Genomic DNA, 15,115 nt, shown 5'->3' on the forward strand with positions numbered 1-15,115 from the left:
GCAAAAGAGATACTATTATGACTGTAAATAGTGTCTCATGAAAAAAATTTCACGGCGTTCGTTTGTAAATAAGTTCGGGCTTGGCGTTGGTGCTTCCATTGCCATCACGACTCTTCCTTCTTTTTTGCTCCCAACCGAAAATCCTAAAAGGCCATATTCCGGAAAAAAACTGAATATTGCGCTATGCGGTTTGGGAAATTATGCGTCAATGCTGGCTTCGGGAATAGAAGCTTCTACGTATTGCAAACTCGCGGGTATTGTTACCGGAACGCCCGCAAAGGCTTCAGCATGGAAAAAGCAATTCAATATTCCGGAAAAGAATAGTTATAATTATCAGAATTTCGACCAGATCGTAAACAACAAAGACATCGATCTCGTGTATATCGTACTGCCGAACGGGCTGCACAAGGAATTCACCATACGCGCCGCAAAAGCCGGTAAACACGTCATTACAGAAAAGCCCATGGCCATTTCAGTCGAAGATTGCAAGGAAATGATCAAGACCTGTGATGAACACAACGTTCAGCTTGCGGTCGGCTACAGATTGCATTATGAGCCGTATCATATTGAAATCAAAAGGCTGGGCCAGGAAAAAGTTTTTGGCCAGGTGCGGTTTATTGGCGCCTCACTCGGTTACAAAACCTACGACACCGTGAATCTGCAAACACACCTTGACAAATCAGATCCTGCCGAATGGCGCTTAAACAAAAAATTATCGGGAGGCGGACCTTTGATGGATCTCGGGATTTACTGCATCCAAAGCTGCCGGTATGTCCTTGGTGAAGAACCTGTTGCCGTTACAGCTCAGTTCGGCCCTGTCCACGATAAAATCAGGTTTTCCGAGACCGAAGAAACCATCATCTGGCAAATGGAATTCCCGAGCGGAGCCGTAGCCAATTGCGAGACTTCGTGCGGCTTTAACATCGATAAATTCCACGCATCGGCAGATGAAGGCTTCTTTGAACTGAGTCCGGCCCTGAGTTACGGCCCGTTTGCGGGACGAACTTCAGAGAAAGAATTAAAATTCCCAACGATAAACCAACAGCAGACTCAGTTGGACGAAATTGCCAGGTTGCTTCTCGAAAACAAAAAGCTTCCGGACCATATCACCGGACACGAAGGCCTAAAAGACATAAAGATCATCAATGCCATTTATGAAGCGGCTCAAACCGGAACAAAGGTTTGGCTTAAATAAGAGCGTTTTTATGTTTTGGGCGCGTCCCAGCCAATAACCTTTCAGTTTCAGGAAATACTTGGTTTGGCTGGGTCAGGCTGACCCGCTCCTGATCCTCGCGGGTAAACCGCTCGCATTGCTTCGCCAATCCGGCTAAAGCCTCGGGTCTTCGCGCATCAGGTCCGTGCGACTTTCGACTTTTGAGATTAGCTTCGCTCGATTCGTAAATAAATTACTCGGGTCAACTTTTCCACCGTACCTTTGCCGAATGGTAAAAATCGGTAACATAGAACTTCCTGAATTCCCGTTGTTGCTCGCACCTATGGAAGATGTGAGCGATCCGCCTTTCCGTCGCCTGTGCAAAACGCATGGAGCCGATTTGATGTTCTCGGAATTCATATCAAGCGAAGGACTCATTCGCGATGCCATCAAAAGCCGCCAGAAACTCGATATTTTCGATTATGAAAGACCTGTCGGTATCCAGATTTTTGGAGGCGATGAAGAGGCGATGGCTTTGTCTTCCAAAATAGTTTCTGCCGTAAATCCGGATTTGATCGATATCAATTTTGGCTGTCCGGTGAAGAAAGTCGTATGCAAAGGGGCGGGAGCTGCCGTTCTCAAAGATGTAGATCTCATGGTTCGGTTGACGAAAGCCGTAATCGATTCAACTAATTTACCCGTCACCGTAAAAACACGTTTGGGTTGGGACGAAAATTCAATCAACATCGATGAGGTTGCCGAAAGATTGCAGGACATTGGCGTAAAAGCACTATCTATCCACGGCAGGACGCGCGCCCAATTATACAAAGGAGAAGCCGATTGGTCTCATATCGCAAGAGTCAAAAACAATCCGCGTATCACCATGCCGATCTTTGGAAACGGCGACATCGATTCGGTGGAAAAAGCACTCGAATACAAAAACAAATACGGTGTCGACGGAATCATGATTGGCCGCGCCGCCATTGGTTATCCGTGGATTTTCAACGAGATAAAGCATTATTTCAAGACAGGTGAAAAATTGGCCCCGCCAACCATGTCCGACAGGATAGAAGCGGCCCAAAACCACCTGACCTGGGCCATGGAATGGAAAGGCGAATGGGTCGGGATCGTGGAAACGCGCCGGCATTACACCAATTACTTCAAGGGAATCCCGAACTTCAAGGAATACCGCCAGAAGCTTGTCACCACAGATAATGCTGTCGGATTGCATCAGGTTTTCGATGAAATACGCGACGTATTTTCGGGTTACGAATTCGTTTAGATACTGTTTCGGAAGAACTACTCGAACAACTTTTTATTGACACGAGAAGAAGCGACGAGAGACGCAATAAATCCCAATGCCATGATTGTCGCGAGAACCACGAGTATGTTTTCAATTCGGAAAGCTACCGGATAGGCGAGGCTAGGTGTAATCATCACGAATTGGAATTTCTGTTGGGCTGCGACCAATGCACCTCCGATTCCGAGCCCGATAAGCCCACCGACAAAGCTGAGCAAACTTCCCTGAAGGATAAAAATCTGTCGTAATTCACCTGAACCCGCACCCAAATGGAGCATGGTTTTAAGGTTGTGCCTTTTATCCAAAATCATCATGTATAAAGCACCGACGAGGTTGAAAAGCGCAATGATGAGTACTAAAGTGAAAATGAGGTAAACAGCCAGATTTTCTGTGTTGAGCATGCGATAAAGCGATTCGTTTAACTGTTCTCGGGTGCGGATAGTCGTACCGGGAAGTATTTTGTGGATTTCAGAAACGATATGTTCCGTATTGGCCGTTGGCGTTGTTTTGAACTCCAGAGCCGAAACTTTATCGGTATCCAGATCCAACATGATTTGGGTCAAAGATAAATCGGCGAATACGTATTTGTTGTCGAGTTCTTCGCTTATGGCATATTCTCCTACAGGTGCCAGTACTACACGCCGGAACGCATCGTCCACATTCTCGATGTCTCCTTTTCCGGGTCTCGGGATATAGGCTTGGAATGGATTGCTGTAATTGAAAAGACTAGCAGACAGGTTATTCGCGATTCCATGGCCCATAACGACCTGTATGGATTTCGGTTCAAGCCATTGTCCCTGCAACAAGGCTTTATGCACGGCATTTACTTGGGGGAAAATACTGTCCACACCTTTGAGCCAGGCAATCTGTTCTTTTTGGTCGAAAACGAAAAGAACACGTTCTTCTATGACGCGGCTGGTTTTGGAAATACCATCTATTTTATTGAGTCTGGCAACAGTTTCGGGAGAAACCGACATGATTTTGCCTTTTGTGGGAAATGCTTTTAAATCCGGATCAAAATCATTGCTGAATGAAAGGGAGAACTCACGTAATCCGCTAAAGACAGAAAGGAAAAGGAACAAAGCCGCTGCGCCGACGATGATGCTCAACGATGCAATTCCGTTGATGATGTTGATCGCATTGTTTTTACTTGAGCTCCTTAAATAGCGCCTGGCGATGTACAGCGAAAAATTCACTAGGCTTTTTTGCGACGAATTAGAAGTTCAGGATTTTCGACCGGGTTTTCCTGTCCTTTGAGTGCCTGGTCGATTTTTTCAATGTAATCGAGCGAATCATCGAGATAGAACGAAAGGTTCGGCACTTTGCGGAGCTGCAACTTTACACGTTGCGATAAATCGTGTTTGATCAGAGGTGTATTCGACTTTATGGCCGCGAGTGTCTCAGCAGCTTTTTCCTGAGGAAAGATACTCAGGTGGACAGAAGCGACCGACAAATCTGTGGTGACACTTACTTTTGAAACCGAAATGATCAGGTTCGAAATGTTGTTCCTGCGCACTTCGCCCTGTAAAATGTCTACCAGATCTTTTTGGAGCACCGTCCCGATTTTCTTTTGTCTGTTCGTTTCCATAGGGCAAAAATACGGATAAGTCGAAAGTCGAAAGTCAAAAGTCGAAAGAAATTGGTGAGAAGAACAGTATCTTCGGGTTGAAAATCTTGAATAATGAACAAAATCGAACACATTGGCATCGCGGTAAAAGAGTTGAATGCATCGAACACGTTGTTTGAAAAACTGCTCGGCGTGCCACACTATAAAAAAGAAGAAGTGGAAAGTGAAGGGGTAAAGACATCGTTTTTCCAGGCCGGACCAAATAAAATCGAATTGCTCGAAGCGACGAATCCGGAAAGCCCGATTGCTAAATTCCTTGAAAAGAAAGGCGAAGGCATACATCATATTGCTTTTGATGTGGCCGATATCCATGCAGAAATAGCCCGATTGAAATCTGAAGGTTTTATCCTGATCAATGAAATACCAAAGAAAGGAGCTGATAATAAGCTGGTTGTTTTCCTTCATCCGAAAGCGACGAATGGTGTACTGATAGAACTCTGTCAGGAGATAAGATCGGAAGTTTGAAGATTGGAAGATCGGGAGAACAGGGAAACGTCTCAATCTTCTGAACTTCCGATCTACCCAACTCCAAACTTCCTTACCTTTGCCCCATGCCAAAAATCCGTATCACCAAACAATTCACGTTCGAAACCGGGCACGCGCTCTATGGTTACGATGGGAAATGCAAAAATGTCCATGGACACAGTTATAAACTTTCGGTAACTGTAATTGGTGAACCTATATCTGACAACGCCAATGTCAAATATGGAATGGTCATCGATTTCACCGATCTCAAACGCATCGTCAAAGAAGAAATCGTCGATCAGTTCGACCACGCGACCGTGTTCAATAAAAATACGCCCCATGTGGAACTCGCCGCCGAACTCCAGACGCGAGGCCATCATGTGATCCTGGTCGATTACCAGCCGACGAGTGAGAATATGGTCATCGATTTTTCAAATAAGATAAAGGCACGGCTTCCACATAACATCGCTTTGTTTTCGTTGCGATTGCAGGAAACCGATACCTCTTATGCCGAATGGTTCGCCTCCGATAATTCCTGATTATGCAATTAGCTGACGGCAAAAAAGTATACTTCGCATCTGACCAGCATTTGGGCGCGCCTACCATGGAAGAAAGCCTGCCGCGCGAGCACCGGTTCGTCAAATGGCTCGATGAGGTCAAGCACGATGCGGCTGCTATTTTTCTTCTGGGTGACTTGTTTGATTTTTGGTTCGAGTATAAAACCGTAGTGCCAAAAGGATTCGTGCGGGTTTTGGGTAAGTTGGCGGAGATTCGCGATAGCGGCATTCCAATCTATTTCTTTGTCGGAAACCATGATTTGTGGATGAACGATTATTTTGAAACCGAACTTAATATTCCGGTGTACCACGACAACCAAGAGTTTTCATTCAACGGTAAATTGTTCCTTATTGGTCACGGAGATGGAAAAGGCCCGGGTGACAAGGGCTATAAACGAATGAAAAAAGTCTTTACGTATCCGTTTTCAAAATGGTTGTTCCGATGGCTGCATCCGGATCTGGGCGTACGATTGGCGCAATACCTTTCGGTAAAGAATAAACTGATTTCAGGTGAGGCAGATGTGAAATTCCTCGGTGAAGAAAAAGAATGGCTCGTCCAATATGCCAAAAGAAAACTCGAAACCAAGCATTACGATTTCTTTATTTTCGGACATCGGCACTTACCCATGAACATCAAAGTCGGGGAAAATTCATCCTACATGAACCTGGGCGACTGGATTGGATTTTTTACCTATGCCGTCTTTGATGGGACGAGTCTGGAACTACTAAATTATCCCGATTAATTCCGGCCTTCGTCGTTAACCAATCGGTGCAGTTCGAGTTTGAAGATAGTTCCGTTGACCAAATCCCGTATTCCTTTCAATTCATAGTTCGTAACGGCCAGGTCAATTTGCGAGATGGGTGTCTTGAGTAAAAACTTTTCACATTGAGCCCTCATTTTACAACATTGGCACGCAGAAGCGGAACGTTTACAGGCATCGTCTATCAACGATACGAATTCATCAAGTTCTTCCCGATTGAAATAGAAACCAGTTTCTTTGAAAACCAATTGTATCTTACTTGAAATGACTTCCGATTTTTCACACCAGAAAAAAGAAATTCCAAGGTCGTTGTGATATAATGGGGCGATTTGGCTCATACGAATCATTTCCCGCAAATATAATTACTATTTATAATTGGTCTAAATAATTTTGAATTGATTTTTTGACCCTTGATAAAAACGTACCTTTAGGAAAACAAACAACATGATTACTACAGAAAAAACACTGACACAGGTTTTGGAAATACTTCGCCATCGCGGCTACACGAATGATTTCAACTTGATCGAAGAGAATCTGTCTTTTTCAGCCGATGGAAAAGAAGTGAACCCAGCTGATTTGGTCATTGACAAAATCTACCGGTTTTCAAGCTACAGTGATTTGGATGATGAAGCCATTTTGTATGCCATACACAATTCAAAAGACGGGGCCAAAGGTGTTTTTGTCAATGCTTATGGGACGTACAATGATGATCATGCCTCTGCGATCATCGACAAGATTCCCGTCCATGAAAACGATGCCGACGACTGGACGCGTTAACGGATATCCTTGATCCGAAGCTGTAGATCTACTTTTCCGTTCCACTCGTTCTCATCCAGGCAGAATACGGCGTCGAATGTTTTTTTATGTTCGACCAAGCCGATTTTTGGAGCCAGCCCGAATCCTACAGCGCCAAATGCTTCGGACCGATCCTGCCTAATTTGCAATCTCAGATGCTCTCGCGTTTCTCCGATGACTTTGGCGAATCCGGTATCCTGAAGGCCTTTAGCCATAAAAACGGGTGTCATGTTTTCAGGCCCGAAAGGTTCGAATTGTTTGAGGATGCGCATGGTTTTGGGAGATAGTTCGCTCAGGTTGACTTCGGCATCGATCGTGATTTCCGCTTCACGCAATTCATCGGGCATCGTCTGGGAAACTACTTCTTCGAATTGGGACTTGAACGAGTTGAAATTTTCTTCTTTGAGCGTCAAGCCGGCCGCATACATATGCCCACCGAATTGTTCCAGATGTTCCGAACAGGCTTCAAGCGCATTATAGACATCGAATCCGCGGACGGATCGTGCCGAAGCTGCCAGTTTCGTATCGCTTTTAGTAAACACCAATGTTGGCCGATAATAGGTTTCGATCAATCGTGAGGCGACAATCCCAATTACCCCTTTATGCCAGTCTTCCTGATAGACTACGGTTGTAAATCTATCGGTTTCTGAATTATCCGTAATCTGCGAAAGCGCTTCCTGAGTTATCCTTTTGTCGAGTCCTTTGCGTTCGATGTTGTATTGCTCGATTTCTGAGGCATATTGAGACACAATATCCACATTGGTCTCACAAAGCAAATTCACTGCATGTTGACCGTGACGTATACGCCCGGCAGCATTGATTCGTGGTGCTACGGTAAACACTACATCGCTTATATCGAATTTTGACTTTTTGAGGCTTTTCATCAATGCTGCGATTCCGGGGCGCGGATTGGAATTGATGACTTCAAGGCCATAACGTGCCAGAATCCTGTTTTCACCGGTCATCGGGACAATGTCCGCTGCAATGGCTGTGGCTACCAAATCAAGATAACCGACCAAATCATCGATTGTTTGCCCACGTCGGCTTCCGAGCGCCTGTATCAGTTTGAAACCGACACCACAGCCGCATAATTCATCGTACGGATAGGAACAATCCTCGCGTTTCGGATCCAATACAGCAACCGCTTTAGGCAAAATATCTCCGGGGCGATGGTGGTCGCAAATGATGAAATCGATTCCTTTTTCCGTCGCATAATCTACATGGGAAATAGACTTTATGCCACAATCAAGGGCTATTATAAGGCTACATCCGTTATCGTCGGCGTAATCTATTCCCTGGAAAGACACACCGTAACCTTCGCCATATCGGTCAGGAATATACGTGTCGACATTTTGATGATAGCTTTTGAGATAAGTCGAAAGCAATGAAACTGCGGTGGTCCCATCTACATCATAATCGCCGAATATTAAGATGCTTTCGTTGTTTTCAATAGCCGATTCAATTCGTGCAACCGCAATGTCCATGTCCGTCATCAAAAACGGATCATGCAATTCTGAGAGCGATGGCCTGAAGAAATTTTTGGCTTGGTCGAAGTCTGTGATACCACGCTGTAAAAGCAATTGCGCAATTAAGGTATCGACGTTTAAGGATTCGGCGAGTTGTCGTGTTTGACCCAGGTTAGGTAGGGGTAAGATATTCCAGCGCATACTAAAATTGAATGGTGTCGATTAAAACAAAGATAATAAAGTGGAGCCATGTGGAGGCAAACATTTGAAATATAGGAAATAAAAAATGTTGAAAATCAACATTTTACACATAACAAGTTTTCAAAACTTGTTATGTGTAAAGTTACCCGGAAAAAAATTCTCCCAAGTACATTTTTTCTGCCTCAATTGTTAAAATATCAGGGATTTTCTGCTTTGACTTTTCCAGTTTTTCCGCCAACCACTACCACAATTTCACCTTTAGCCGGTTTCTTTTCAAAATGTTCCAAAACCGCAGCAGCGCTTCCGCGAATGGTTTCTTCATGCAACTTGGAAAGTTCGCGTGACACCGAAACCGCACGGTCTTCACCAAAATACTGAACGAATTCGGCCAGCGTCTTATTAAGTTTATGGGGAGAAACGTAAAAAATCATCGTACGTGATTCTTCGGCCAGCGATAAAAAGCGTGTCTGCCGGCCTTTCTTTTCAGGAAGGAATCCTTCGAACAAAAAGCGGTCATTGGGCAAACCGCTGTTTACCAAAGCCGGTACAAAGGCAGTTGCTCCGGGCAGGCATTCCACATCTATTCCCTGTTCTACGCAAGCACGTGTCAGCAGGAATCCGGGATCTGAAATTGCAGGCGTTCCGGCATCAGAAATCAATGCGACCGTTTGCCCCGATTGTATTTTGGATACGATGTTTTCAACCGTCTTATGCTCGTTGTGCATATGGTGGCTGATCATATGTGTGTCGATCTCGAAATGTTTGAGCAGTTTTCCGCTCGTGCGGGTATCTTCGGCCAGGATCAGATCGGCTTCTTTGAGCACGCGGATTGCGCGAAACGTCATGTCTTCAAGATTGCCGATTGGCGTCGGAACCAGAAATAATTTGCCCATTTACAGGAACCTTTTTTCGACGATTTCCATGAACCGCTCCTCGAATTCCTCTTTGCCCTGCCAGTTGTTGTAATCAGGTTTGACCATTTCCTGGATGAACCTACGCGCTTCAGAGTACGTATCTATGGTCATCAATTGTGAAAGCACCCGATTGTAATCTTCGCTGCTGTTGTTGAACAGGTTTTTCATGAAAGCGATGCGATCATTAAGGCCAATCGTAATGCCTTTTGAAAGTTTATCGTTTAATGTCCCGGAAGATCCGATTGGTTTGTCGAATTCCGGTTTGGTCTCAAATGGACGGCGGCTCCAGATATCGTCAACTTCAGGTTTAGCCTCTTCCGTTTTGGCCGTTTCTTCGGCTATTGGTTGTGTCCAGGCAGGTTCCGTTTTTTCTTCGGACTTGGCCGATGTTTCCTGATGCAATTCATCAGGTGTTACAAAAACCGGATCGGCATAATCTTTACCTAGTAAGTCGTCAAAAGTAAACGAAGGTGCGGGTTCATCGTATTTGTTTGCGGGCGCGGGCGGCGCATCGAAATCGAGTTGGAATACGGGAGCGAAAGGATCTGTCGATACCGTTTCTTCCTTTGTTTCTTCTTCCGGTTCGTTTTCAGGCGATTCTTCTGCTGTAGCAGCTTCAGCTTCTTTTTGGGCTTCCGGTTGTTCCAGTGCTACAGCCGTTTCAAAAGTCGGGGATTCGACTTCAAGTGTTGCTGATTCTTCAGCCTCGGTTACATCTTCTTCGGTTTCAGGCTCTGATTCTTCGGAGACGGTTTCCGGTTCTTCGACATCGTAGATTTCATCCAGTTCATCATCTGCCACAGATTTGGAAGCGGCGAGTTGTTCGATTACGGATGCCACATCTGCAGCGGCAGAAATTTTTGAGCTTTCAGGTTTTTCTTCCGATGCAGTTTGTTGCACAGGCTCGTAAGCTTCGAGTTTTTCCTCGATGATCTCACGCCCGATCGTAGGTTCGCCTGATTCGAAATGCTCTTCCACGAAACGCAAAACCGATAATTTTTCATACAACTTCAACGCTTCCTGTTGCAAAACGGCGACATCTTCTTTGTTCTTAAGCTGCAGGATTTTGTGTGCAAGGCTGATCAGGTCGGCTTCGAGCTTCTTTTTCATGAGATTGTGGTTTGGTGAATCAAGGCAGATTTTATGGTAATATCAATTTGGATATAAGCAATCAGGTCAGGCATTTTTTGCTATTTTTGGAAAACGCCCCGTGGCGTAAAAATAGAAAAATTCAGGTAACGATTCGCTAAAGAAAACCGTTACTTTTACAGCTAAAATAACGAATGTTTCTCGAAAACACCGTCAATCCCAAAGAACAGTTCGGCTGGATCGAAGTCATATGCGGCTCGATGTTTTCCGGCAAGACCGAAGAACTCATCCGTCGCCTCAAACGCGCCCAGTTCGCACGCCAGAAAGTCGAAATCTTCAAGCCGGCCATAGATACGCGCTACCACGACGAACTGGTGGTTTCCCACGATGCGAATGAAATCCGTTCCACGCCAGTTCCCGCAGCGGCCAATATCAGTATTTTGGCCCAAGGCTGTGATGTCGTCGGGATCGATGAAGCCCAGTTTTTTGATGACGAGATCGTAAAAATCTGTAATGACCTTGCGAATTCCGGAGTACGCGTCATCGTTGCCGGGCTCGATATGGACTTTAAAGGCAACCCTTTCGGGCCAATGCCGGCACTTATGGCAACCGCCGAATACGTTACGAAGGTACACGCCGTTTGTACCCGTACCGGAAACCTGGCCAACTACAGCTTTCGCAAATCTGACAGCGAACGTCTTGTACTCTTGGGCGAAACCGAAGAATACGAACCGCTTAGCCGCGCCGCTTTCTTTACGGCCATGTGGCAACAGAACGATGACGGTGAAAACCCATCGGATTTGCGTCCGCTTGACGACGATGCGGCGGTGAAATCTAAGAAAAACAAACCTTGACGTTGACCCTCAAACATATCGTTCCCGTTCTCAACGCCCAGTGGAAAGGCGAATTCGGGGATATTGAGATCGACCATATTTCCATTGACAGCAGGTCGTTACAAAATGGCCCCGGAACGTTGTTCTTCGCTTTGTCCGGCCCGAATAACGATGCCCACAATTATATTGGCGAACTGCTCGATTCAGGTGTCTTCAATTTTGTCGTCACCCATATCCCTGACGAGGTCAAAGGCCAGGCGAATTTTATAATCGTCCCCGATGTGTTGTTGGCCTTGCAGCAATTTGCCGCCTGGTATCGGGATAAGTTCCATTTTCCGGTCATCGGGATTACAGGAAGCAACGGAAAGACGATCATCAAGGAATGGCTCAATTTTCTGCTCGGCCCAGATTACAATATCATCCGGAGCCCAAAAAGCTATAACTCACAGGTCGGTGTGCCTTTGTCGGTCATCGGTATCAATGAAATGCACAACCTGGGCATTTTTGAAGCCGGAATTTCTACGGTTGCCGAGATGGAACGATTGGAGCCGATCATCCGTCCCACCATCGGCATCCTCACCAATATAGGAACCGCCCACGATGAAGGTTTTGCCAATATTGCCGATAAGATCAAGGAAAAACTGCGGCTGTTCAAACGGTCGGAAGTATTGATCTACCAGAAGAATAAAACCATTGAGGCCTTTATACAGTCTGGCACCAAACGTTTTTCGTGGAGTTTCAAAGAAGAAGAAGCCGAAGTTTTACTGGCCCGGCGTACCGAAGGCGAACAAACGATCATCACTATCAAAAAAGGCGCTCCGGAATTTGAAATCACCATTCCATTCCGCGATGAAGCTTCTATAGAAAATGCGGCGCATTGCCTCATGGTACTGCTGTTTTTCGAGTACGATCCGAATGAAATCAAGGGTCGGATGTCGCTATTGTATCCGGTGGAAATGCGGCTTGTGGTCAAAAACGGAATCAACAATTCGACACTCATCGACGATAGTTACAGTTCCGATTTCCAATCGCTAAAGATTGCGCTCGACTTTCTTGAAAACCAAAAACAGCACAAGAAAAAAACACTGATCCTTTCGGACATTTTCCAAAGCGGGCTCGGCAATGAAGAACTGTATTCACGGGTTTCCCAACTTGTGGTTTCGAATAAGATCAATCGTGTCATCGGCATCGGGCCTATCATATCTGCTTTCAAAAACAAATTCGTCAATTGCAGCACGTATGAAACCACGAGTGAATTCCTTGCGGCTTTTCCAGCGTTGCATTTTCGGGATGAAACCATCCTGATCAAAGGCGCACGCCAATTCCGGTTTGAAAAAATCGTAGCATTACTTGAAGAAAAGACACACGAAACCGTTTTGGAAATCAACCTGAACGCCGTGAGCCACAACCTCAATTTCTTTAAAAGTAAGCTTAGGCCGGAAACCAAAATGATGGTCATGGTCAAGGCTTTCGGTTACGGAAACGGCGGATTGGAGATTGCGCGACTGCTCGAACACCATAAGGTCGATTATTTGGGAGTTGCTTTCGCCGATGAAGGAATCTCGCTCAAGGCATCTGGCATTTCATTGCCGATCATGGTCATGAACCCGGAATCGACGAGTTTTCCATCGATCATCCAATACGGACTCGAACCTGAGATTTACAGCCTCAAAGGCCTTGAGGCTTTCCTTAAAGTCGTGTCTGCAGAGAAAAAATCGGCCTATCGCATACACATCAAGTTCGATACAGGAATGCACCGGCTCGGCTTTGAAGAAAAACAATTGGATGAACTGATAGCCATCCTCAGGAACAATCCGCTCGTAACCGTGCAAAGCGTGTTGTCGCATATGGCAACGTCCGATGATTTGAACCATCATGCCTTCGCCTTACAACAAATCGCGCTGTTCGAGAAAATGGTGACGCTGTTTTGTACCGAACTTGGCATCGACCCAATCCTGCACATGCTCAACACGTCAGGCATCAGCAATTATCCGGAAGCCCAATTCGATATGGTGCGGCTTGGCATAGGGCTTTACGGTATCTCGAATGATGCGTCGGAACAAAAATACCTCGAGAATGTGAGCACGTTAAAATCTATCATTTCACAACTTCGCACCATTCCGGCAGGCGACAGCGTGGGCTACGGACGCAGGTTCATGGCGCAACACGACACTAAAATTGCCACGATCCCGATTGGTTACGCCGATGGCATCTCACGTCATTGGGGCAACGGTGTCGGGTATATCACCATAAATGGAAAGCGCGCACCGATTACCGGAAGTATCTGTATGGATATGCTGATGGCAGATGTAAGTGGTATTTCCTGTAAAGAAGGCGATCCGGTAGTGATATTCGGGCTTGACCCGACTGTTAATGAAATGTCTAAATCACTGAAAACCATACCGTATGAAATCCTGACGAGTATTTCGCAGCGCGTGAAACGTGTTTTTTATCGCGAATAATGGCGGTCCCATTATAATTTCCTTAACTTAGTGTGACCTAACGTACAAAAACAAAAATTATGGGATTCGTATCAGAATTTAAGGCATTCGCCATGAAAGGCAATGTTGTCGATTTGGCAATCGGTGTAATCATTGGTGCTGCTTTTGGCAAAATCGTAACGTCTTTGATTGAGGACGTCATTACTCCATTGGTGTTGAAACCCGCATTGGAAGCGGCTCATTTGCAAAAAATAGAAGAGCTGACAGTCTTCGGTTCTGTAAAATATGGTGTTTTCCTGTCTGCTGTGATAAATTTCATCATCGTGGCTTTTGTACTGTTCCTGATCATCAAAGGGATCAATGCTTCGCGTAAAAAAGAAGCTGAAGCTCCTGCCGCACCACCGGCCCCGACCAACGAGGAAAAACTGCTAATGGAAATCCGCGACGCACTAAAAAACAAATAGCAACCCTACGCTACATTACATATTCTAACTAAACCACGCTCCAAAGGCGTGGTTCTTTTTTGGTTGTCATAACCAAATAACTGTAATTTTGGATTGATAAACAATGGGTTATGGAATCAAAGCTTGAAGAAATCAGGGAACAGCAAAAAGCGTCATGGAACAAATTTTCATCCGGCTGGAAAAAATGGGATGGTCTAATGATGGATTTTTTAAAGCCGATGGGAGATCAGATGATTGCCCTGCTCGGTTTAAAAGATAACGATCGTGTCCTGGATATTGCAGCCGGAACCGGAGAACCCGGGCTCACCATTGCCGGCATTATAACAAACGGCAGCATCGTAATCACTGACCTTGCAGACGAAATGCTCGTCATTGCACGCCAGAATGCCCAAAGCAGGGGAATCAACAATGTCGAGTTCCTGGCCTGTGATGTAAGCGAACTGCCTTTCCCAGATAATTCCTTCGATGTCGTAAGCTGCCGGTTAGGGTTCATGTTTTTCCCGGATATGCTCATGGCCGCCAAAGAAATGTACCGCGTACTCAAACCGGGTGGAAGGATAGTTACTTCTGTTTGGGATGCGGCCGAAAAAAACTTCTGGGTGACTGCCATAAGCGGCGTCATAAACCGCAATATGCAATTGTCGCCACCGCTTCCGGGTGCTCCTGGTATGTTCAGATGTGCCGCGCCGGGACTTATTGAAGGCTTATTTGGCCAGGCCGGCCTCAAAAACATCACGATCCACAAAGTAACCGGAGAACTCAAATGCGTCACGGCCCAAACCTATTGGAACATGATGACCGAAGTCGCCGCTCCGTTTGTCGCCGCCCTAAGTAATGCCGACAATGCCATGCGTGAAAAAATAAAAAAAGAAGTATTGGAACTCGTCAGCGACCGATACCCGGAAAATGGCGTTATGATCGAAGGGAATTCACTCGTGATCTATGGTGAAAAATAAACATTGACCAACTACCTGTTATTTTATTGTTTTTAATGCGGCCAATCCCGCTGCACGCTCCAAGCTTTGTTGTTCCTGACGCGATTTCCGCGG

The 15,115-nt window shown here is 45.6% G+C and carries 16 protein-coding genes; 10 read left to right on the forward strand and 6 right to left on the reverse strand.

The window, feature by feature from the left end; genetic code table 11:
- The first annotated feature begins 37 nt into the window (after positions 1-37).
- Both G6047_RS06685 and dusB read left to right on the forward strand, forming a co-directional pair.
- Complete coding sequence (locus tag G6047_RS06685) at positions 38-1,195, forward strand: Gfo/Idh/MocA family protein (RefSeq protein ID WP_169526713.1); 1,158 nt, start codon at positions 38-40, stop codon at positions 1,193-1,195.
- Between the two features lie 247 nt (positions 1,196-1,442).
- Positions 1,443-2,435 carry a tRNA dihydrouridine synthase DusB gene (dusB, locus tag G6047_RS06690; RefSeq protein ID WP_169526714.1) on the forward strand — a complete coding sequence of 331 codons (993 nt, stop codon included), beginning with the start codon at positions 1,443-1,445 and terminating at the stop codon, positions 2,433-2,435.
- Between the two features lie 17 nt (positions 2,436-2,452).
- On the opposite strand, the gene G6047_RS06695 is transcribed toward dusB, so the two are convergent.
- Positions 2,453-3,649, reverse strand: a complete 1,197-nt coding sequence (locus G6047_RS06695; protein ID WP_169526715.1) for an FtsX-like permease family protein — start codon at positions 3,647-3,649, stop codon at positions 2,453-2,455.
- Positions 3,649-4,041 carry a 30S ribosome-binding factor RbfA gene (gene rbfA, locus G6047_RS06700; protein WP_169526716.1) on the reverse strand — a complete coding sequence of 131 codons (393 nt, stop codon included), beginning with the start codon at positions 4,039-4,041 and terminating at the stop codon, positions 3,649-3,651. The genes G6047_RS06695 and rbfA overlap by 1 nt, the downstream gene beginning before the upstream one ends.
- A gap of 93 nt (positions 4,042-4,134) precedes the next feature.
- Here rbfA and mce point away from each other — a divergent pair, with 93 nt between their 5' ends.
- The 3 genes from mce (at position 4,135) to G6047_RS06715 (ending at position 5,845) form a co-directional block, all read left to right on the forward strand.
- On the forward strand, positions 4,135-4,545 hold the full coding sequence (gene mce / locus G6047_RS06705) for a methylmalonyl-CoA epimerase (RefSeq protein WP_169526717.1): 411 nt from the start codon (positions 4,135-4,137) through the stop codon (positions 4,543-4,545).
- Between the two features lie 86 nt (positions 4,546-4,631).
- Complete coding sequence (locus tag G6047_RS06710) at positions 4,632-5,084, forward strand: 6-pyruvoyl trahydropterin synthase family protein (protein WP_169526718.1); 453 nt, start codon at positions 4,632-4,634, stop codon at positions 5,082-5,084.
- Positions 5,085-5,086: 2 nt separating this feature from the next.
- Positions 5,087-5,845: a UDP-2,3-diacylglucosamine diphosphatase gene (locus G6047_RS06715; RefSeq protein WP_169526719.1), complete on the forward strand. Its 759-nt coding sequence runs from the start codon at positions 5,087-5,089 to the stop codon at positions 5,843-5,845.
- On the opposite strand, the gene G6047_RS06720 is transcribed toward G6047_RS06715, so the two are convergent.
- Entirely contained in the window at positions 5,842-6,201 is a 360-nt protein-coding gene (locus G6047_RS06720; protein ID WP_169526720.1) for a hypothetical protein, read from the reverse strand. The two genes, G6047_RS06715 and G6047_RS06720, sit on opposite strands and share 4 nt — an antisense overlap.
- A 106-nt stretch (positions 6,202-6,307) precedes the next feature.
- On the opposite strand from G6047_RS06720, the gene G6047_RS06725 reads away from it, so the two are divergent.
- On the forward strand, positions 6,308-6,640 hold the full coding sequence (locus G6047_RS06725) for a hypothetical protein (protein WP_169526721.1): 333 nt from the start codon (positions 6,308-6,310) through the stop codon (positions 6,638-6,640).
- Here G6047_RS06725 and recJ read toward each other — a convergent pair.
- From recJ to G6047_RS06740, 3 genes are all read right to left on the reverse strand, one after another.
- Positions 6,637-8,325: a single-stranded-DNA-specific exonuclease RecJ gene (gene recJ, locus G6047_RS06730; RefSeq protein WP_169526722.1), complete on the reverse strand. Its 1,689-nt coding sequence runs from the start codon at positions 8,323-8,325 to the stop codon at positions 6,637-6,639. The genes G6047_RS06725 and recJ overlap by 4 nt on opposite strands.
- 197 nt (positions 8,326-8,522) lie before the next feature.
- A complete protein-coding gene (gene rsmI / locus G6047_RS06735) occupies positions 8,523-9,218 on the reverse strand; it encodes a 16S rRNA (cytidine(1402)-2'-O)-methyltransferase (protein ID WP_169526723.1) in 696 nt (231 codons plus the stop codon).
- A complete protein-coding gene (locus tag G6047_RS06740; RefSeq protein ID WP_169526724.1) occupies positions 9,219-10,349 on the reverse strand; it encodes a hypothetical protein in 1,131 nt (376 codons plus the stop codon).
- 173 nt (positions 10,350-10,522) lie between these two features.
- Here G6047_RS06740 and G6047_RS06745 point away from each other — a divergent pair, with 173 nt between their 5' ends.
- The 4 genes from G6047_RS06745 (at position 10,523) to G6047_RS06760 (ending at position 15,022) form a co-directional block, all read left to right on the forward strand.
- Positions 10,523-11,182, forward strand: a complete 660-nt coding sequence (locus G6047_RS06745; RefSeq protein ID WP_169526725.1) for a thymidine kinase — start codon at positions 10,523-10,525, stop codon at positions 11,180-11,182.
- On the forward strand, positions 11,179-13,623 hold the full coding sequence (locus tag G6047_RS06750; protein WP_169526726.1) for a bifunctional UDP-N-acetylmuramoyl-tripeptide:D-alanyl-D-alanine ligase/alanine racemase: 2,445 nt from the start codon (positions 11,179-11,181) through the stop codon (positions 13,621-13,623). The genes G6047_RS06745 and G6047_RS06750 overlap by 4 nt, the downstream gene beginning before the upstream one ends.
- 59 nt (positions 13,624-13,682) lie before the next feature.
- The gene (mscL, locus tag G6047_RS06755; RefSeq protein ID WP_169526727.1) at positions 13,683-14,066 is read left to right on the forward strand and encodes a large conductance mechanosensitive channel protein MscL; all 384 of its coding nucleotides are present in this window, start codon (positions 13,683-13,685) and stop codon (positions 14,064-14,066) included.
- A 110-nt stretch (positions 14,067-14,176) separates the two neighbouring features.
- Positions 14,177-15,022 (forward strand): class I SAM-dependent methyltransferase, encoded by an 846-nt coding sequence (locus G6047_RS06760; RefSeq protein ID WP_169526728.1) that lies wholly within the window; start codon positions 14,177-14,179, stop codon positions 15,020-15,022.
- Positions 15,023-15,115: the final 93 nt, after the last annotated feature.

Source organism: Flavobacterium silvaticum (genome assembly GCF_012911565.1).
In the GTDB taxonomy this organism is placed as follows: Bacteria; Bacteroidota; Bacteroidia; order Flavobacteriales; family Flavobacteriaceae; genus Flavobacterium; species Flavobacterium silvaticum.

Excerpts from the sequence above, each read along its gene's own strand:
- G6047_RS06685 (WP_169526713.1), top strand. The coding sequence starts at position 38 with ATGAAAAAAATTTCACGGCGTTCGTTTGTAAATAAGTTCGGGCTTGGC.
- dusB (WP_169526714.1), top strand. The coding sequence starts at position 1,443 with ATGGTAAAAATCGGTAACATAGAACTTCCTGAATTCCCGTTGTTGCTC.
- rbfA (WP_169526716.1), bottom strand. The coding sequence starts at position 4,041 with ATGGAAACGAACAGACAAAAGAAAATCGGGACGGTGCTCCAAAAAGAT.
- mce (WP_169526717.1), top strand. The coding sequence starts at position 4,135 with ATGAACAAAATCGAACACATTGGCATCGCGGTAAAAGAGTTGAATGCA.
- G6047_RS06710 (WP_169526718.1), top strand. The coding sequence starts at position 4,632 with ATGCCAAAAATCCGTATCACCAAACAATTCACGTTCGAAACCGGGCAC.
- G6047_RS06715 (WP_169526719.1), top strand. The coding sequence starts at position 5,087 with ATGCAATTAGCTGACGGCAAAAAAGTATACTTCGCATCTGACCAGCAT.
- G6047_RS06720 (WP_169526720.1), bottom strand. The coding sequence starts at position 6,201 with ATGAGCCAAATCGCCCCATTATATCACAACGACCTTGGAATTTCTTTT.
- G6047_RS06725 (WP_169526721.1), top strand. The coding sequence starts at position 6,308 with ATGATTACTACAGAAAAAACACTGACACAGGTTTTGGAAATACTTCGC.
- recJ (WP_169526722.1), bottom strand. The coding sequence starts at position 8,325 with ATGCGCTGGAATATCTTACCCCTACCTAACCTGGGTCAAACACGACAA.
- rsmI (WP_169526723.1), bottom strand. The coding sequence starts at position 9,218 with ATGGGCAAATTATTTCTGGTTCCGACGCCAATCGGCAATCTTGAAGAC.
- G6047_RS06740 (WP_169526724.1), bottom strand. The coding sequence starts at position 10,349 with ATGAAAAAGAAGCTCGAAGCCGACCTGATCAGCCTTGCACACAAAATC.
- G6047_RS06745 (WP_169526725.1), top strand. The coding sequence starts at position 10,523 with ATGTTTCTCGAAAACACCGTCAATCCCAAAGAACAGTTCGGCTGGATC.
- mscL (WP_169526727.1), top strand. The coding sequence starts at position 13,683 with ATGGGATTCGTATCAGAATTTAAGGCATTCGCCATGAAAGGCAATGTT.
- G6047_RS06760 (WP_169526728.1), top strand. The coding sequence starts at position 14,177 with ATGGAATCAAAGCTTGAAGAAATCAGGGAACAGCAAAAAGCGTCATGG.